This is a genomic window from Chryseobacterium barbadense (genome assembly GCF_042849955.1).
Classification (GTDB): Bacteria; Bacteroidota; Bacteroidia; order Flavobacteriales; family Weeksellaceae; genus Chryseobacterium.
On record NZ_BAAFHL010000006.1, the window covers coordinates 85,014 to 104,332 of the forward strand.

The 19,319-nt window shown below is 36.0% G+C and carries 16 protein-coding genes; 6 read left to right on the forward strand and 10 right to left on the reverse strand.

All coding sequences use genetic code 11. The features are described from left to right. Nucleotides 1-42: 42 nt before the first annotated feature. Both ACGHIN_RS05170 and ACGHIN_RS05175 read right to left on the reverse strand, forming a co-directional pair. Nucleotides 43-1,116, reverse strand: a complete 1,074-nt coding sequence (locus tag ACGHIN_RS05170; RefSeq protein WP_390451424.1) for an acyltransferase family protein — start codon at nucleotides 1,114-1,116, stop codon at nucleotides 43-45. Between the two features lie 16 nt (nucleotides 1,117-1,132). Beyond that, nucleotides 1,133-3,271, reverse strand: coding sequence for a S9 family peptidase (locus ACGHIN_RS05175; RefSeq protein WP_390451426.1), 2,139 nt, complete (start codon nucleotides 3,269-3,271; stop codon nucleotides 1,133-1,135). A 260-nt stretch (nucleotides 3,272-3,531) separates the two neighbouring features. On the opposite strand from ACGHIN_RS05175, the gene ACGHIN_RS05180 reads away from it, so the two are divergent. Further along, the gene (locus ACGHIN_RS05180) at nucleotides 3,532-4,044 is read left to right on the forward strand and encodes a YceI family protein (protein ID WP_390451429.1); all 513 of its coding nucleotides are present in this window, start codon (nucleotides 3,532-3,534) and stop codon (nucleotides 4,042-4,044) included. A 76-nt stretch (nucleotides 4,045-4,120) separates the two neighbouring features. Beyond that, nucleotides 4,121-4,948 carry a 4,5-DOPA-extradiol-dioxygenase gene (gene ygiD / locus ACGHIN_RS05185; protein WP_390451431.1) on the forward strand — a complete coding sequence of 276 codons (828 nt, stop codon included), beginning with the start codon at nucleotides 4,121-4,123 and terminating at the stop codon, nucleotides 4,946-4,948. Between the two features lie 53 nt (nucleotides 4,949-5,001). On the opposite strand, the gene ACGHIN_RS05190 is transcribed toward ygiD, so the two are convergent. After that, nucleotides 5,002-5,271, reverse strand: coding sequence for a hypothetical protein (locus tag ACGHIN_RS05190; protein WP_390451433.1), 270 nt, complete (start codon nucleotides 5,269-5,271; stop codon nucleotides 5,002-5,004). Nucleotides 5,272-5,541: 270 nt separating this feature from the next. Between ACGHIN_RS05190 and ACGHIN_RS05195 the strand changes: the two genes are divergently transcribed. Beyond that, nucleotides 5,542-6,711: a carboxypeptidase-like regulatory domain-containing protein gene (locus tag ACGHIN_RS05195; RefSeq protein WP_390451435.1), complete on the forward strand. Its 1,170-nt coding sequence runs from the start codon at nucleotides 5,542-5,544 to the stop codon at nucleotides 6,709-6,711. A 36-nt stretch (nucleotides 6,712-6,747) separates the two neighbouring features. Here ACGHIN_RS05195 and ACGHIN_RS05200 read toward each other — a convergent pair whose 3' ends face one another. The 3 genes from ACGHIN_RS05200 to hutH form a co-directional block, all read right to left on the reverse strand. Then, entirely contained in the window at nucleotides 6,748-8,253 is a 1,506-nt protein-coding gene (locus ACGHIN_RS05200) for a S8 family peptidase (protein ID WP_390451436.1), read from the reverse strand. Between the two features lie 115 nt (nucleotides 8,254-8,368). Continuing rightward, nucleotides 8,369-8,815 (reverse strand): GNAT family N-acetyltransferase, encoded by a 447-nt coding sequence (locus tag ACGHIN_RS05205; protein ID WP_390451438.1) that lies wholly within the window; start codon nucleotides 8,813-8,815, stop codon nucleotides 8,369-8,371. Between the two features lie 58 nt (nucleotides 8,816-8,873). Then, nucleotides 8,874-10,364 carry a histidine ammonia-lyase gene (gene hutH, locus ACGHIN_RS05210; RefSeq protein ID WP_390451440.1) on the reverse strand — a complete coding sequence of 497 codons (1,491 nt, stop codon included), beginning with the start codon at nucleotides 10,362-10,364 and terminating at the stop codon, nucleotides 8,874-8,876. A gap of 133 nt (nucleotides 10,365-10,497) precedes the next feature. Between hutH and ACGHIN_RS05215 the strand changes: the two genes are divergently transcribed. Further along, nucleotides 10,498-11,262, forward strand: a complete 765-nt coding sequence (locus ACGHIN_RS05215; protein ID WP_390451441.1) for a hypothetical protein — start codon at nucleotides 10,498-10,500, stop codon at nucleotides 11,260-11,262. Nucleotides 11,263-11,349: 87 nt separating this feature from the next. Beyond that, the gene (gene uvrC / locus ACGHIN_RS05220; RefSeq protein ID WP_390451443.1) at nucleotides 11,350-13,140 is read left to right on the forward strand and encodes an excinuclease ABC subunit UvrC; all 1,791 of its coding nucleotides are present in this window, start codon (nucleotides 11,350-11,352) and stop codon (nucleotides 13,138-13,140) included. Between the two features lie 63 nt (nucleotides 13,141-13,203). Here uvrC and ACGHIN_RS05225 read toward each other — a convergent pair whose 3' ends face one another. Genes ACGHIN_RS05225 through ACGHIN_RS05235 form a run of 3 tightly spaced genes read right to left on the reverse strand, consistent with a single transcriptional unit; the run spans nucleotide 13,204 to nucleotide 15,999 of the window. Next, a complete protein-coding gene (locus ACGHIN_RS05225) occupies nucleotides 13,204-13,989 on the reverse strand; it encodes a hypothetical protein (RefSeq protein WP_390451446.1) in 786 nt (261 codons plus the stop codon). Between the two features lie 38 nt (nucleotides 13,990-14,027). Continuing rightward, nucleotides 14,028-15,110 carry a putative type IX sorting system protein PorV2 gene (locus tag ACGHIN_RS05230; RefSeq protein WP_390451448.1) on the reverse strand — a complete coding sequence of 361 codons (1,083 nt, stop codon included), beginning with the start codon at nucleotides 15,108-15,110 and terminating at the stop codon, nucleotides 14,028-14,030. A gap of 10 nt (nucleotides 15,111-15,120) precedes the next feature. Continuing rightward, nucleotides 15,121-15,999, reverse strand: coding sequence for a DMT family transporter (locus tag ACGHIN_RS05235; RefSeq protein ID WP_390451450.1), 879 nt, complete (start codon nucleotides 15,997-15,999; stop codon nucleotides 15,121-15,123). Between the two features lie 377 nt (nucleotides 16,000-16,376). Here ACGHIN_RS05235 and ACGHIN_RS05240 point away from each other — a divergent pair, with 377 nt between their 5' ends. After that, a complete protein-coding gene (locus tag ACGHIN_RS05240; RefSeq protein ID WP_390451453.1) occupies nucleotides 16,377-18,005 on the forward strand; it encodes an acyl-CoA carboxylase subunit beta in 1,629 nt (542 codons plus the stop codon). Nucleotides 18,006-18,097: 92 nt separating this feature from the next. On the opposite strand, the gene ACGHIN_RS05245 is transcribed toward ACGHIN_RS05240, so the two are convergent. Next, a complete protein-coding gene (locus ACGHIN_RS05245) occupies nucleotides 18,098-18,832 on the reverse strand; it encodes a hypothetical protein (RefSeq protein ID WP_390451456.1) in 735 nt (244 codons plus the stop codon). Between the last annotated feature and the right edge of the window lie 487 nt (nucleotides 18,833-19,319).

Sequence of the window (19,319 nt, forward strand, 5' to 3'; positions counted from 1 at the left end):
TGATCAAATACATTGATGAATGATAAGAACAGCCTATCTTGTTCAGGCAGATTTCTTAAGCTTTAAGAATTGTTTTTCAAAAAGATGATAGGATAAAAATGACAACAAAACAGTCATAAGAAATGAAAGTATTACCGTTACAACCCAATTCAGATGATATTGACTCCCTATTCTGGTGAGAAAAATAATGCAGATGAGATGAATTAAATATAATCCGTAAGTATATTTTCCCAACCAGGCGAATACACTTTTATCTGATATTTTAAATACATTTTTTTCGCCTAAAGTAAATAATATTAATGTTGAAAAAAGAACTCCAAGTATTAGGGACACATACTTCAAATCCGTAATAATCGAAGTATTGCTTAGGACAACAATAATTATTAAAACAACTCCTGAAAACAGATATTTATATCCGGCAGGAATTTCATTTACTCTTTTAATAATATCCTTGCGAAAAATAAAAATATATGCGGGTATGGCACCAAAAGCAAAGTAATCCAGATTCGTAAAAATATCTAAAGGCGGTATATGATAGATCCCATATATTATTTTGGCAATAAAAGGGATGATGATGGAAATCAAAATTAATTTAGGGATATTCTTTAAAGAAATACCATACAAAATCAATCCCCAAATGATATAAAAATGTTCCTCGATACAGAGTGACCACATTACCCGCAATGGTGAAACATTAGGAAAACTCCCTGTATACATCATCATATAGTTTTCCAGAAAGGTCAAGGTAAAAAACCATTTGGGCGAATAGCCTTCATCAGAATAAGGAAGATGTAAAAAACTGAGAATAAGAGGCGTACAAAATGCAAAAAACACCATTGCATAATATAAGGGCCATATCCTTAATATTCTCCTCTTGAAAAATTTTTTCAAGGGAATCTTATTGTGATTATTAATCTTTTCGAGGATCAGAATGTATGTAATTAAAAAGCCGCTTAAAACAAAGAAAAAAGCAACGCCAATTCCCCCACTCCTTGAAAAATAATGCAATATAGTATTTTCAGGAATGGAAGAATGATGTAAAAAAACGAATAGAAAAGATATAAACCTCAGTGAATCAAATGTATGAAAGTGTATTCTGTCTATTTTTACGTTCATCTATTCTTAATTGGGCTTATTTCTTTAAATACTGATCAAAATAGTCTGTAACTTTCTGCATCAGATGTACTCTATCTTTCCCGATTACATTATGCGGATGTCCCGGATACATAAAATAATCCAGCTGAATCCCGTTATCAACAGCAGATTTCAGAAACTTTACCGAATGCTGCCAAACTACAACATCGTCCTGAGCTCCATGAATCATTAACAGCTTACCTTTCAGATTCTGAACTTTGTCTAAAAGATTAGCCGTTGCATAGCCTTGTGGATTTTCCTGCGGGGTATCCATATATCTTTCTCCATACATGATCTCATACATTTTCCAGTCGATAACAGGTCCTCCTGCTACTCCCACTTTGAAAACTTCCGGGTGACGGAGCATAAAACTGGTTGTCATAAATCCTCCGAAACTCCATCCATGAATTCCCATTCTTTCCGCATCTACATAAGGGAGAGATTTTAAATAATCCACCCCTTTCATCTGGTCGTTCATTTCCGTAGTACCTAAATTCCTGAAAACAGCCTGCTCAAATTTCAAACCACGGTTCGCAGAACCTCTTCCATCCATCGTAAAGATAATATATCCGTTTTGAGCCATATATTCGTACCAAAGGTTACCTGAAGCCGGGAAAGTATTGGTTACCAACTGTAAATGCGGCCCGTTGTACAGGTATACGATAACAGGATATTTTTTATTGGGGTCAAAGTCTGTAGGAAGAATAATTTTCCCGTATAACGGAGTTCCATCGTCAGCTTTCAAGCTTACATTTTTGATCTCAGGTCTCTGGTATTTTTTTAACGGGTTGTCAGAAGTAAGGATGGTATTTGCCTTAAAAGTATTGGTATTAATAATATTAGCTACTCTTGGGGTATCTGCGTTACTGTACACATCATACAGATAATTCCCATCATTGCTTAAAATTCCCGTATGCACTCCGTCTGCATTATCTAACCGTTGCATTTTGAAATTATTCCAATTGATTTTATATAAGTGTTTTTCCAAAGGAGTTTCTTTCGTTGATGCAAAATAGACTTCTTTTTTCTTTTCATTAAAACCTAAAATGTCAGTAACCAGCCAGTCTCCTTTTGTAATTTGAGAAACTAATCCTTTTTCGAGACTGTAATGAAACAAATGGTTATATCCTGTTCTTTGGCTTTGCCAGATAAAATCTGTATTGGAATTCGGAAAGAATACAAGGGGATGCTGCGGCTCTACATATTTATTATCGGTTTCTTCGAAGATTGTTTTGATGAAATTTCCTGTGGCAGCATCGTACTGATTCATTTTTAAATGATTCTGCCCTTTGTTTAATACGCCTACAAAAATGTATTTGGAATCCGGGCTCCAGGTAATGGCCGTCAAGTACTGATCTTTCTCGCCATCTATTTTAAGGAAAATCGTTGACTGATTTTTAATATTAAAAACACCAAGGGTAACTTCGTGAGAAGTCTGTCCCGCCATCGGATATTTGATATTATGATTTACTGCGGGAGTTACAGACCAGTCGATTACCGGATAATCTGCCACCATCGTTTGATCCATTCTGTAAAAAGCCACACTTTCAGAATTCGGAGCTGGAAAAATTCCGCCATCGATCCCGAACTCATTTCTGTGAACCGCTTGTCCGCTAATGATATTCTCGTTGGCATCATTCGTTACGGCAATGGTTTTACCGTTTCTATTTACATACAGATTGTTCTTTACCGTATAAGCAAACGTCTGATTATCTCCAAATACTTTCATATTGGCTGCTTCGTTTTCCACAGAAACAGCATTCTTGATTTTCCAGTCGTTTCCTGACTTCTCTACCCAAAACATTTGATCATTGGCATTAAAATATCCCTGAGAACCATTGATGAATTTAATTTGCGGAACTGTTTTCAGCTTTTTATCCGTAAAGTGCCTGTTCAGCTGTGTAAGTGATACCAAAGTATCCTGTTTACCGCTTTTAAGATCCGTCATCAGATATCCTCCTTTTACCGCCTGGATATAGGATTTCCCGTCTCCCGTCCATGAAAATTGAGAAATATTCTTCACCGCCAGATTGCTTCTTAACCCGTTTACGGCTTCAGCCATCGTAAATTTTTGAGTCTGGGCAAAAGCCGATCCGCCCAAAACCAGCATCAATAAAGAAAGTCTATATAGTTTCATTGTATAAAATTGAATCCATCAAAAATAAGAAATAAAAACCACCCGTTAAGAAAATGTTAAAATAAAACATTTATAAATAAGAATAATTTCTTAACTTACTATAGAATTTTCCGAAGGGTATTGTTTATTAATTCAAGGTAAGAAACAAGTCTGTGATGAGGTTCCATAATCTTTCATTCATTTCTTATCCTAAATCAATGTTTTATGGCTGTTTCGTAATGTACATTTGCATCATCAATAACAATAAAAAATAAAATACAATGGCAACAAAATGGAATTTAGACCCTACGCACAGCGAAATCACATTCAAAGTAAAACACATGATGATTTCCAACGTAAAAGGAAGTTTCAGAAATTTTAATGCAGAAATTGAAGCTGAAGATGATTCTTTCCAAAATGCTAAGACAACAGCAACCATTCAAACCGATTCTGTTTTTACCAATAATACGGACAGAGACAATCATTTAAAATCTGCCGAGTTCTTCAATACGGAAGCACATCCTGTTATCAGTTTTGAATCTCAGGCTTTAAATGATAAAATTTCAGGTAATCTTACAATCAACGGAATTACTAAACCTATCACATTGGACGTAGATTTCGGAGGAATCAATAAAGACCCTTGGGGAAATACAAAAGCGGGATTCTCTTTTGAAGGAAAGATCAACAGAAAAGATTTCGGGCTGAACTGGAATGCAGCACTTGAAGCAGGAGGTGTAATGGTGAGTGACGAAGTGAAAGTTGCAGGTGAATTACAGTTCGTAAAACAAGCATAGTTCTTTAACATTCATAGTAAAAGGTTCGGGGATTTCTATAAACCTTGGACCTTTTATTTTTTTATATCAACTTGTTATGAATCTCAACGATTTACAAAATATAAGCACTCAATTTAAGAATACGCAACGAATGCCTGTTTTATTTCTAGGGCATGGTTCTCCCATGAATGCGATCGAAGAAAACCAGTTTGTACAGGGATTCAGGAAAGCGGCACAGGAAATTCCTAAACCGAATGCTATTCTTTGTATTTCTGCCCACTGGTATACGCAGGGAACTTTTGTGACGGCTATGACTATGCCCAAAACGATTCATGATTTTTACGGTTTTCCGAAAGCCTTGTTTGATGTTCAGTATCCGGCTCCCGGAGATCCTAAACTGGCAGCAGAAACGGCTGAACTTTTAATTCCGGTAGTGGCAGAAGAAGATCATAACTGGGGATTGGACCATGGCGCATGGTCCGTTATTAAACATATGTATCCGGATGCGGACATTCCTGTGGTCCAGCTCAGTATTGATTATACCAAACCCGCACAGTATCATTTTGATTTAGCAAAGAGACTGAATTCTCTTCGTGAAAAAGGTATTTTGATCATAGGAAGCGGAAATATTGTGCATAATTTAAGGTTGATTGACTGGAAAAATATCAATACCGTCGGAGCCGGCTGGGATTGGGCGATTGAAGCCCGGGAAAAAACCAACAACTGGCTTCTCGATGGAGATTTCCAGCATATCATTGATTATCAAAAACAGGGAACATTTTTACAATATGCCGTCCCTACTCCTGATCATTATTTACCGTTGATTTATACATTAGGTTTAAAAGACAAATCCGAAAGCCTGGCCTTATTTAATGATGAACTGATTGGCGGTTCTCTGAGTATGACGAGTGTGAGAATCGGATAAATAAAAAACCGGAAGACTGATCTTCCGGTTTTTTATTAGGTATAATGCTGTTATTATATTCTATGAATAGATACAACGTGCGGCTTGCCATTAATGGGCTGATAAATTTCCACAATAGCCTCCCAAACCACATCTGCAGGCGGCATTGAAGCTATACATTTGTAGCGATAGTTTGTTCCGTTTACCAATTGGGTAGATACCTCTTGAGGAGTATAGCTTACTCCTACAAATCCACTCATTGCTTCATCAAATACTTTTTGATCTTCCGGCGTAAGAGCGTGATACTTTGTCCAGCCTCCTACAACTAATTCTTGTGTTGACATGATTAATATTTTGTATTTAGTTCCTACTCATATGGCTTTTCGGAATTACGCCCCGTTTGTAATGGTTTCTGGTCTCCATTGGTATTTAAAAATTGTTATCAATGTATTAAGTATGATTCCATCACAAAGTTATTATAGACCATTAGGATGTGTAAGAGTATTTTTACTCATTTTTCATAATCGGTATAATTACCTAGAAACAGGCAACGGAAACAGAATAAGATCTTTCCATATTTTTTTATCCCTAAAAATTGAGTAATATTGCTTACCATGAAAAAATCGATATTCCTTTTTTTATTTTTATATCCGCTGTACGTTACAGTGGCACAAGTCATTAAAGGCACTGTAGTGAATGATGCCGATCAGAGAATTCCCAATGTCAACATTTATCTGGACGGAACTAAAATAGGTACAACTTCCCAGGAAGATGGGAGTTTCAGCCTCAATCTTCCTTCAAAAAGCTCAGGGAATATTGTTTTTCAGAAAGAAAATTTTGAAACATTTGCTACCAATTCAGCTGCAATAGTAAATAAAACATTAAAAGTTGTTTTGATCAAAAGCTATGAAATTGAAGAAGTAAGAATTGTTCCTTATACGGAAGAAGCTTACAGAAATTATATTTCTTATTTTCTCAATAATTTTATAGGACATGATAAGGAAAATGTGAAAATAAAAAACCAGCGGTCCTTGAAATTTGCTTATGATAAAGTTCATAATACACTTAAAGTAAAAGCTCCGAAAACCTTGATCATTGAGAATAAAAATTTAGGATACGAAATCGAATATAATCTCATCAGCTTTTCTGCTGACTTTAAAACCAATCTGTTGAATTATTCCGGCACGAGCTTCTTTAAGGAAACTAAAAATACGGATAAAGTCAGGCTCAACAGAATGAATGCTTACGAAGGAAGCCTGCTGCATTTCTTTAGAAGCATTTATGAAAATAAAGTAGTTGAAGAAGGATTCATCACCAATCATGTTGTCAGAATTCCCAATCCTCTCTATCCTACAGATAAAGAATTAAAATCCTTAGAAGATTTTATGATTAAGATAAAAGCCTCAAAAACAATGGAGATCCCTGAAAATATCCGTGATATTGCTTCGAGGAAAAACAGGAATACGCCCCATGCTCTCGGTATTAAGAAAACTAAAATTCCAGATACAGATTACGTAAAAAGAGAAGCTGAACAGGTTGTATTCAGCTTTAAAGATATTCTTCAGGTGAATTATCCCAAGTATAATTATGAGCTTAAAGGAAAAGAGTTTGTCAAAGGAAAGAGTCTTACGGTATTATCTTCTTATTTGCATCCCGATGGAGCAGCGTTTGAGGTTTCAAAAGACGGAAATATCTCAACCCCCGATTTACTGATCAACGAAGGCGATTTTTCAAAAAACAGGATTGAAAATATGCTTCCTTTGGATTATCAGGTAGGTGACTAAAATGATTCCCGTCTTTAATTTATATTCTGATAATTTTTATTGAACCGCCTGCAATACATTGATATTTCCATACCCATAATCTGAATTCGGGCTTGGATAATATGTAGAAGATTGTCTCATTTTGCTTAACACCTGCTCTCTGGTCCATGATGGGTTTTTAGACCAGACCAACGCTGCAATTCCTGCTGTGGAAGCTGTTGCCACAGAAGAACCTCCAACATAATCGGTCTGTGCATTATAATAGCTTAGCACCGGAATTGAACTTCCTGAAGCTCTTTCCATCTGGTAGGTAAAATCGATTTCAGCTCCGGAATGGCAAACATCACATTTCTGATTGGAAGTATTTTCTTTTACTCCGGTCACCGCTTGTGTTTCAGGCATCCATGCGGGGAAAATAACGCCGACAAAGTTGGTAAAGCTGGTAGATGTTCCTCCCGCACAGAAAATAAGCTTCCCTTTAGAATAAGCATACTTTACGGCATCTTCGATTTTCCCAACCGAAAAAATGTGTCCCATTGACATAGAAATGATTTTCACATTTGAATTATTCGCCAGTTCCGTGAATGCTATTTTCACTCCGTTCTGCTCATGATAGCCATCCAAAACGACATTGGAGGCAGCTCTATAGGTAATGAGATTGGCATTATAAGCCACACCTACCGGTTGACCAAGATTATTTCTCGGTGCCGCCATTGCCGAAGCCATTTTTGTTCCATGCCCACATTTATCTGCAGATCCGTCATAGCCGGTACTCCATGGCCAAACCGAATCAACGTATACTCCATTTTTACTGATTGTTCTTCCCGATGAATAGCCATTATTAAAGCTGCCTCCCAATAAGCTTTGCTCTGCGGAAACCCCGGTATCAATCAACCCGATGGTAACTCCTGCTCCGGTGCTGTAACTCCATGCACTTGTAATATTATGCTTAGAGAAAGACCAGGGTGCTTTTGCATTAGGTGCTACGGTAGTATAATCTGCTGAATTCAATGCAGTGGATTCAAATCCGCATCCTGAACTGCCGCTGGATTTTGCTATACTTCCGTTCAGATTATTCTCAATATCAAAATAGCGGTAATCAGCAGGTTCTACGTAACGAATGTTTTTCATATGGCGTAAAGCCACTATTGTTTCCTGCTTTTCAATAACTACATCAATTTGATTAAGATACTGATCGGCGTTTAATAAAACCCGGTCCTGTTTTCCTTCATACTTTTTGATGATGTCCAGAACTTCATTCTGGATAGCTTCATTATTCGTTGAAAGGCTTCTGTCAAAATCATTCCCGGAAGTTCCAAATCCGATAGAAGCGATTTTATTTCCACGGAAAACAGCACTCCAGAGAAGATGATCGGAAGACTGATTCCATGTAAAAGAACCGGTGTTTTTAATAGACTGATTAATTTCAGCATTGATCTGCTTTTCCGTCAAGGGATCTTTTTGAGCTACTGCCATTTCAGGGGACTCATTTTGGATTTCGTCTCTCGAACATGAACCCAGAGTAAAAAATACCATAAGAAGGTAGAATACGTTTTTTTTCATATAAAATAATATTTTGATTGGTCTTACCAAGATATCACTTTACATTGAATAACAGATCGTTAAAAAACAGAATCATCTTTAGATTTATTATGCCGGAAATAATAGTTGAGATCAATTACAATATCTTCTCAAAGCAGACGCTGTTTTCGATTCCTACATACTGACCATAGTTAGCAATTCTTTGGTACCCGTTCTTTTCATAAAGTGCGATAGCTTCAGGTTGTTTTATACCAGTTTCCAGCACACATTTTGTATACCCGCATTCTTTCGCCCAAACTTCCAATTCATGCAGGGTTTTGGAAGCCAGGCCCAGATTTCTTTTTTGAGGATCAGTATACATTCTTTTGACTTCCACACTATCTTCAGAAAACGGTTTGAAAGCACCGCATGCAACAGCTTCACCATCCAGATAAGCTACAACACAGTTTTTTAATGCGTCGATGGTGTTGAACTGATGATAAAAAGCATGATCTTCACCATCACGAACAGCAAGATCTGCATCCAGGAATTTTACCAGGTTCTGAAAATCAATATCCGAAGAATCAACTCTTTTTAAAATCATTATTTTTTTGTTTTAAAATATAAAAAGCTTCCAATGGAAGCTTTTTATTATCTGAACTCTATTGGTTAACTATAAATTTTCTTTCATTGATCAGCTCTGCAATCGCAAGCATATCTTGTCCGATTAATCTGTCATCTTCCAGTTTGGCTACTTTGGAACGAAGAATCGTAAAATTCTCTTCAATGATTTTCGAGCATTTAGCCGGTCTTCTGAACTCTAACCCCTGTGCGGCAAACATGAGCTCAACGGACAAGATATTCACTAAGTTTCCTAATACCTGGTTGAATTTTCTTCCTGAAATACTTCCCATGGAAACATGATCCTCCTGTCCTAAACTCGTAGGAATAGAATCCGCAGATGCGGGGAAACATAATGTTTTATTCTCAGTTACTAACGCTGCAGAAGTATATTGAGGAATCATAAATCCTGAATTTAATCCTGAGCTTTCCGTTAACAGTCTTGGCAAACCATACTTCCCTTCCAATAATAAGTAACTTCTTCTGTCTGAAATATTTCCTAATTCAGCAGCAGCCAATGTTGCATAATCTAAAGGTAAAGCCATCAGCTGTCCGTGGAAATTCCCTCCGGAAATAGATTCTTCGGCACTTAGAACGATTGGATTATCTGTTACGGAATTGAGTTCTGTTTCTGCCATATTTTTAAGATGCTCAAAGGCATTTCTGCTTGCTCCGTGAACCTGTGGAACACATCTCATAGAATAAGGATCCTGAACTCTTTCACAATCTTCATGAGCTTTCAAGTTTTCCGAATTCTTTAAAAACTTCAGCATTCTTGCTGCCACTTTTTTGCTTCCCTCGAAAGGTCGGATCTCGTGAAGTTCTTTTTTTAACGGACTTGCAGAACCTCTGTAGGCTTCAAGGCTCATCGCAGCAGTCATATCTGCAAGGTCTAATAAATATTCGAATTTTTCCAGTCCTTTAATCGCATGGGCTAAAATAAACTGGGTCCCGTTGATTAATCCCAATCCTTCTTTCGGGCCTAATGTAAGTGGTTCTAATTTATTCTTCTTTAAAACTTTTGCTGTATCTGCTACTTGATCACCATCCCAAACCTGCCCTAATCCTAAAAGTGGCAATACCAAGTGAGCCAAAGGCGCAAGATCTCCAGAAGCTCCTACAGAGCCCTGCTCCGGAACTACCGGAATGATGTCTTTTTCAAGCATCAGAATCATTCTTTCGATCACATCGAGAGAAACTCCTGAAAAACCTTTTGACAATGCATGAACTTTAGCAATCATCATGATTTTTGAAAGTTCCTTATCAATTGGTTTTCCTACTCCTACTGCGTGGGAGATAATCAGGTTATATTGTAGCTGAGCGGTTTCGTCAGCAGAGATTTTAGTATCACAAAGAGGCCCGAATCCTGTGTTGATTCCATATACACATCGGTCTGACTCTACTATTTTCTTAACGTTCTTCTGGGATTTTAAAATTTGATCTTTCGCAGCTTTATTGAGTTTTGCTTTCCCCGGGTTTTTACAGATTTCCAGCACATCATGAAAGCTGAAAACATCTATACCATATATCATTGCTAAAATTTTGCTTAAAATTACGCATTTAACAATAATTGTAAAAACTAAATTTCGGGATTGAATTTATTTTTATGAAATAAGTAATTTAATTTATTATTTTTACCGCTCTAACTAAAAAAATTAATAAACTATGAAACTTAAAGCTTTACTTCTTATGTTTTGCTTTACGGGTGCATTATCTTTTGCACAGGATAAGGTAAAGTATTCTAAAGAGGACATCAAAAAAATGGAAACCTATTTATTTAACGAAGGTTTTACTACGCCCTCTCCAAAGAAAACATCAACCATTATTTTAAAGGACGGGTCTACTCATAAAGGCTTTTGCAGTGATATTGATACTAAAAAGGGACAGATTTATGCAATCTCTATTAAAGACAGCATCACTAAAAAGCCTGTAACTTTCAATGCCGATGAGGTAAGTGAAATGTATGTATTTCCAAGCAACGTAGAGAAAATTGCAAAAGTGGCTAAATACATGGGGAACATCAGAAATTTCGGTACTAAGAAACTTACGAAGAATACAACCAATGATCGTATTCATTTTATCAATCAGACCGTTTCTTTAAAGAACAAAAAAGAGGATAAAGAGTTTTTGATGCAGTTGATCAATCCGGAATTCAGTGATGTTATTTCTGTATATTACGATCCTTTTGCCAAAGAAACGGGAGGATTCTCTGTGATGGGTTCACCTCAGTTAGGGGGCGGAGTTATCAAATCTTATTATGTAAAAAAGGGAGATAAAATCATTTGGCTGCATAAGGATGATTTCGAAGACAACTACGATTTCCTTTTCGGGGATAACGCTGAATTTGTGAAAAAATATCCTAAAAACTCTGTCAGATGGGATTATTTCAGTTTCCTGATCAGTGAATATACCCAGATGAGCAACGGGTAAGATCGTCCAAATATAAAATGTAAAGCTGTAGAATTCTACAGCTTTTTTATTCTTTTAAATCACGTCAGGATTCCTTAATTTTGTTATATGAATCCTTCTTTAGAACTCCAACTCAAAACTTTACCTTCCGAACCCGGTGTTTATCGCTATTACGATAAAAACGAACAGCTATTGTATGTCGGGAAGGCTAAAAACCTCAAGAAAAGGGTTCTTTCTTATTTCAATAAAAATCTTTCCGGGTACAGGATAAAAATAATGGTTGGGAAAATCCAACGATTGGAAACCACTATTGTAAACAGTGAATACGACGCTCTTTTACTGGAAAACAATCTGATCAAGGAACATCAGCCGTTTTATAACGTGATGCTGAAAGATGATAAGACGTATCCCTGGATTTGTATTAAAAATGAAGAGTTTCCGAGGATCTTCCTGACCAGAAATGTTATTAAAGACGGATCTGAATATTACGGGCCTTATGCTAAAGTACGCCCGGCAAAAATTTTACTGGACACCATCAAACATATTTATAAACTCCGGACCTGTAATTTAAATCTTGCTCCAGGTAAGATTGATGAGGGAAAATACAAAGTTTGTCTGGAATTTCATATTAAAAACTGCGCTGGACCTTGTGAGGGATTAGAAAGTAAGGAAGAATATGATGAAAAGATCGATGCGATCCGTGGAATTATCAAAGGAGATTTCCGTAAGGCTAAAGATTATCTGATGAACCAGATGATGAAATATGCTTCCAATCTTCAGTTTGAAGATGCACAGATTGTAAAGGAAAGACTGGATATTCTCGAGGATTATCAGGCAAAAAATACTGTTGTGAATCCCAATATTGACGATGTTGATGTTTTCGGGATGACCAGTGATGAAACTGCGGCCTACGTTAATTTCTTTAAAATCCGAAATGGAAATATTATACAGAGTTTCACTACGGAAATTAAAAAAGTCATTGAAGAATCCGATGAAGATATTATGGAGGAAGCCTTGATTGAAATCCGTCAGAAATTTGGTTCGGATTCCAAAGAAGTTTTGCTTCCGTTCCATTTATCCGTAGAAATCCCTAATGTAAAGCTCATCGTTCCTAAAGTGGGTGACAAAAAAAGAATTGTTGAGCTTTCTGAAAAGAACGCCAAAGAATACCGCCTTGAAAAGCTAAAACAGGTACAGATAGTAGATCCGGAAAGACATACCAACAGGATTATGGCAGAGATGCAGAAATTACTGAGAATGCCTGTTGAACCCAGACATATTGAAGGGTTTGACAATTCCAATATTCAGGGAACGAACCCCGTTTCTGCTTGTGTGGTATTTAAAGACGGAAAACCAAGTAAAGCAGATTACAGAGTTTTCCATCCGAAAACAGTTGATGGTCCTAATGATTTTGCCACCATGGAAGAGGTGATTTATCGCCGCTATAAAAGGATGTTGGATGAAGGGGAGGATCTTCCTCAACTGATCTTGATTGATGGAGGTAAAGGGCAGCTCTCTTCCGCTGTTAAAAGCTTGAAGTTATTAGGTCTTTATGGGAAAATCACCATCATTGGTATTGCTAAAAGGTTGGAAGAAATTTATTTTCCGGAAGATTCCATTCCGTTGTACCTTGACAAAAAATCCGAAACATTAAAGATCCTTCAGAGAGTCCGGGATGAAGCCCATCGCTTTGGAGTCAAACATCACAGAACCAGAAGAAAAAATTCTACCATCAAGTCTGAATTGGAAGAAATTCCTGGAGTTGGCGGAAAGACCATTGAGCTACTTTTGTCTAAATTGAAGTCCGTAAAAAGAATCAAAGAGTCCAGTTTGGAAACATTAGAAGAAATTCTGGGGAAAAGCAAGGCGAAAATAATTTATGATTTTTTCAATAATTAAATTACATTTCATAAAAAAGCTCTCAAAAGAGAGCTTTTATTTTATTTCAAAGATTTTAATTGATTATTTACCGGAAAAAACTTCTTTAGAGTATTCCCCGTTAGCCTGAGGAAGCTCGATAATGATATTTTTCCCTTCAAAATAACCAATAGTAGAATCTCCGTTAGCTAATTTCACTCTGAAAACATCTTTCTTTGCGGTAGCTTTAAAAGTGGCAAAAGGCACAGAGCTATTGGAATCGGCAAGGATAAATTGAGTTTGATCAATTTGTATCTTTTGAAGCTCCAGCTTACCATTGCTGTATCTTTCAGCTTTCTTCTCAGTCGGGGAAACAGGAGTAGCAGCACTTGAACTTACCGTTGAAACAGGATCAGCAGAAGAAGAAACAGGAGCAACATCTTTTACACCTTCCGGCTGAATTGCTCCTATCCCCATATCAACAGGATTTGATACAGGAACACTTATTAAAGACTGTTGTAGCGCCTCGTTATATCCTGCAAGAAATTCTTTAGTGTTAGAACTCCCTTTAGAAGATAAGACAACCTTATCATTACAGTCTTTAAATTGTAACAAAACTTTATTTCTTAAAAGGCTGCTATCATTAAGCAAATCTGCATTAACTACAGAACATGGAGTATCTTTTAACTCAGAAGGCCAATCACGTTTATCCCCGGGGATAATAACATATTTCTTTCCTTTTAAAGATTTTTTCAGAAATGCTTCCAATCCGTAATCATCCTTAAAGCTTGTAAACTTTTCAGGAACGGAAATGTATTTATAATCGGAAACCTTTTGTGCATATAATGTAGTCAGACAAAAAGTTGATATGATAATTGAAATCTTTTTCATTTGCATAATATTAATTTAAAGTCTTATACAAATATAGGCTAATCATTTCTAAACATCCCCATATCGAGTTTCAGAGAAAAGAAATTGGAATAAAAATTAGATCCGCCTATCCCTGAGTTGGTTATAGCATAATCTAAAGTAAGCCCTCTATATCTTATCCCGATACCTGCACTTGGCTGAAAAGAAACTTTTCTTTTTAAATCTTCAATATCGGTAATGGACTGAAATCTGTTTATTCCCAATCTTACAAAGATCATTTTCTGATATCCTAATTCAGCTCCGGCATAAGGGGTAATACTTGCAAAATCTGTTGAAATAAGGGCTGCCGTTTTAGCAAAATCTATATTTAATCCAGCTTCAGGAAGTACATATACACTGCTGTTGATTTCAAATAGTTTACTTGCTCCAACATTAAGTTTTGGCATGGTAAGTTCCATTTTATCCTTTGGAGCGGGATTGAATTCTTCTCCGTTTACCACTGTGGAAAGTTCATCCTGATTAATACTCCAGAAGTTAACAGTAGTAGTTGCATCACGAAGCATTCCTCCGAATTTCCATCCATTATCCCCTTTATAAATTGCACCTACATCAAAACCAAATCCGTAACCACTGGCAAATTTACCCACATTTCTATAGACAATTTTAGCGTTTACTCCTACATCCAACTTAGGATTTCCTCCCGGGTTAAAAGCATACGAAAGTATTGCAGCATAATCGGATTGAGAAAATTTGGTAATTTTATCATAATCAATATTCCCTTCAGAATCGATCATTTGAGTCGTGTTCAGAATATTATCAACTCCTAATCTTACTACAGAGACTCCAAAAACACCTGTTTCCAATACTTTTGCGTATGCCAGATAATCGTATTTGGCTATAGACTCAAAATATTCGGCGTGCATTGCTGCTCCCTGCCAGTCTCTTTCAATAGACATTAATCCTGCCGGGTTCCACATTGGAGAGTAGACGTCATCCTGATTGGATATGACTGCACCACCCATACCCAACCCTCGGGCTCCGGCTCCAATATTTAAAAATTCATTGGAATATTTTCTGATGATCTGGGATTGTGAAAAACCAAATAGAAAAGAAAATACAAGTAAAAGATATTTTTTCATCATATAGTGATGCTTAATTTAAGGTTTTTTGTTTTTTAGCTTTTATTAATCCATTGGCGATTATGGCCAGTATCATTACCCCTGATGCTATATAAAATATAGGACTCATGTGTTCTGATTCTCCAAAGATAAAAAAAGCTAGTATAATTCCGTAAACCGGTTCTAAATTAACTGTTAAAATTAAAGTAAAAGGCGAAATATATTTCATCAGTTTCACCGATTCCAGCATCGGAAAAGCAGTAAAAACACTCGCTAACAAGCATATTAACGCCAAATCCCGGTAGTTTATTTCATTCATTTGAAAAATTTGGCCTGTACACAAATAAAATATCAATAAAATAAACCATCCGGAGAATATTTCATAAAAAATAATGTTTCCCGAGCTTGTTTTCCCAAACATCTTTCCATTAAAAACAGAAAAAATGGTTCCAAACACGGCACATAAAATTCCATATAGAATACCTTCTTTATATTGAAATTCGGTTTTAAAAATCAATAAAATACAAGCTACAATCACTACGCCCATCACGACTTCCGAAATATCTATTTTCCGTTTAAAAATAATGGGTTCCAATATTGAAGCAAAGAGAGTGGATAATGATAAACAACTCAAAGCAATAGAAACATTGGATACTTTAATGGAATAAAAAAAACAGTACCAGTGAAGAGCCATAGCAACTCCAATGCCCGCCAGTTGAAAAAATATCTTTTTAGAAACCTTTATACTTTCCTTTTTATAAATTCTTATGAATATAAATAAAAAAACTGCAGCAAAAAGCATTCTGTAGAAAACCAGAATCTGTGCATTGGCATGAATCAATTTTCCTAAAATTGCTGTAAACCCCCACAAAAAAACAATCAAATGCAACCTGAAAAGCGCTAATTTATGCATACCCTAACTCTTTGAATTTTAACATGCAAATTTACAAATAGGTTTTACAATACCTATAAAAAATATGCATAATTCTGGGTGTTAAAAAACTTAAAATATTAAGTTCGGATATCAAAAAACCCTGAAAGTTTGTTCAACTTTCAGGGCCTTCAAATAATAAACTATTAAAAAAATAAACTAGGAACTTAGAGTATTTATATAGAGAATATAATCCCTATTACTCTGATGTAAAGTTAGAAAAAATATCAATTATTTAAAAATATTTTTTTGTTAAAAATTTCACAATTTTCTGAGAACCAATAATTTAAACAACCGTTTTAATTCAATTCAAATTCCTTATAAAAATAGTATCTTTAGGCGTAAAAAATTGAAAGTGTATGGACATTGAATTCAACAAACGGGAAGATCAGAACAGATTAAAACTATCAGAAATTAATCGTTTACTTGCTGACATTAAAAAGGGAGGTGGAGAAAAAAGACTTCAAAAACTTCGTGAGGAAGGAAAAATGACAGCAAGAGAAAGAATTGAATATCTTCTCGATAAAGATTCCGATTCCATAGAAATTGGTGCATTCGCCGGTTTTGAAATGTATGAAGAGCATGGCGGCTGTCCCAGTGGCGGTGTAGTGATTGTTATTGGATATGTTTCCGGAAGACAGTGCATCGTAGTTGCCAATGATGCATCTGTGAAAGCAGGAGCCTGGTTCCCTATTACCGGAAAAAAAAATCTGAGAGCACAGGAAATTGCTATGGAAAACAGACTTCCTATCATCTATCTGGTAGATTCTGCCGGCGTTTACCTTCCGATGCAGGATGAAATTTTCCCGGATAAGGAACATTTCGGGAGAATCTTCAGAAATAATGCGAAGATGAGCTCTATGGGGATCATTCAGATTTCAGCCGTAATGGGAAGCTGTGTGGCCGGAGGAGCTTACTTACCTATTATGAGTGATGAGGCCATGATCGTAGATAAAACAGGTTCTATCTTTCTGGCAGGAAGCTATCTGGTAAAAGCTGCAATAGGTGAAAGTATAGATAATGAAACTCTTGGCGGTGCCACAACACACTGTTCTATTTCCGGAGTTACAGATTATAAGGCTAAAGATGATAAAGATGCCTTAGACAGAATAAAAAACATCATGAAATCTGTGGGGACCACTGAAAAAGCCGGATTCGACAGAATTGAAAGTTTTCCGCCTAAGGAGAATCCCGACAATATTTTTGGCATCATGCCGATTTCAAGAGCTGAACAATATGACACTTATGAAATCATCAAATGTCTGGTAGATAACTCCGAATATGAAGAATACAAGCCTGACTACGGAAAAAGTATTATTTGTGCTACAGCAAGAATTGATGGCTGGTCCGTAGGAATTGTTGCCAACCAAAGAAAATTGGTAAAAAGCGGAAAAGGAGAAATGCAGTTCGGTGGAGTGATTTATTCCGACTCAGCAGATAAGGCCACCAGATTTATTGCTAATTGTAACCAGAGAAAAATACCTCTGATCTTTTTACAGGATGTAACAGGTTTTATGGTAGGTTCAAAATCAGAACATGGCGGTATTATCAAGGACGGAGCAAAAATGGTGAATGCTGTTTCTAATTCTGTAGTTCCTAAGTTTACGATCATTACAGGAAATTCTTATGGAGCGGGAAATTATGCGATGTGTGGAAAAGCCTATGACCCAAGATTAATTGTGGCTTGGCCTTGGGCTGATCTAGCAGTAATGGGAGGAGCTCAGGCAGCTAAAGTGTTGGCTCAGATTCAAGAATCTACATTGAAAAAACAAGGAAAAGAGATTTCTGAAGAGGAACATAATGAAATTCTGGATACTATCTCTAAGAAATATCAAAAACAGACAGAAGCTACTTATGCAGCAGCAAGACTTTGGACAGATGCTATCATTAATCCTGTAGATACCAGAAAATGGATTTCCATGGGAATTGAAGCAGCTAACCACTCACCCATTACTGAAAAATTTAATCTAGGAGTTATACAGGTTTAAGTGATGCATCAATATCATCTTGGATCAAATATAGCTAATCATTAGGCAAAATTAAAAACCCAAAGAAATTACTTTCTTTGGGTTATAATTAACTAGAAGATATTAGAAATCGATTTTAATTCCAGACTTCCAAAGTTTCCTTCGAATATAACCTCGCTAATAGGACCATCCAGTTCATCATAAACTTCCGTATTGAAAGCTCTGCTGGAAGTAATATAAATATGATCAAAATCAACATACTCATTAGTATTTCCGGAAGCTGATTTTTTAGCTGAACCACCTCCTCCAAAAGATTTTTTGGTTGTTACCGTAGTCGTCTTTTTCCCATCCGGGCCGGTTGTTACCGTTGTTGTTTTTTCATAGTCAATAGCAGAAATTACAGCTGTTCCAATAGAAACCAAAGCTCCAATTACCAAAGCGACCCAATTTTTTTCTTCAGAGTTTGCTTCATTCATTACTACATATTGATGAACTTCCTTACCTTCTTTGTAAAACTGTACTAAAATTTCCTGACCTTCTAATAAGCTGTTAACAGCTAAAACTGCACGGTCTTTTGCAGGATCAACATCATAAGCCCATTGCGCAACAGTTTTTACACGGCTGAATTTGTCTAAAACATTCATGGATGCCCCAAAAGTATATGGCTTATTAAAAATCACAGGGCTTATAGAAAGTTCAAACATATTTTTTCCATTCGTATTGATTGTAACACCATCAGTTGTTTCAGATAATTCAGTTACCAGAATTTCTCCGGATTCTTTTTTAGAAATTTTCGCATTTCCTTTTGGATATACTTTATTTTCATTAAGGTTAATATAATTATACATAATATAAAATTTAAAAGGTTAATAGATTAATTGAGAAATATTTTTTGAATAAATTGAAGGCTCTTTTTATTAGAGTTTCTTCCATCTAGTCATATTTTTTAAGGTGGTGTCTGACTAAGGATATCCACCAAAATATTTAAAGATGTGCATGATGATATTTTTTAATTATATAAATATCCATCACGCAAGCGACAAAACTCGACGTATTTTTTTAAAAAAATATTTTTTTGATAAAATAAATTATCACATTAAAGAAAATAATGAATATTCGATATGAAATAACATATACTATAGAAAAATATTCATATCTGAAAATTTATATTAGGAAAGATAAAAGCATATTAAACTGCATTTATCAGAATAAGGGAGCGTATCATGAGTATAGATAAAACAAAAAACCTCATACAAATAATGTATGAGGTTTAAATAAAAACTGGCGGCGACCTACTCTCCCGCTTGTCGCAGTACCATCGGCGCTGGTGGGCTT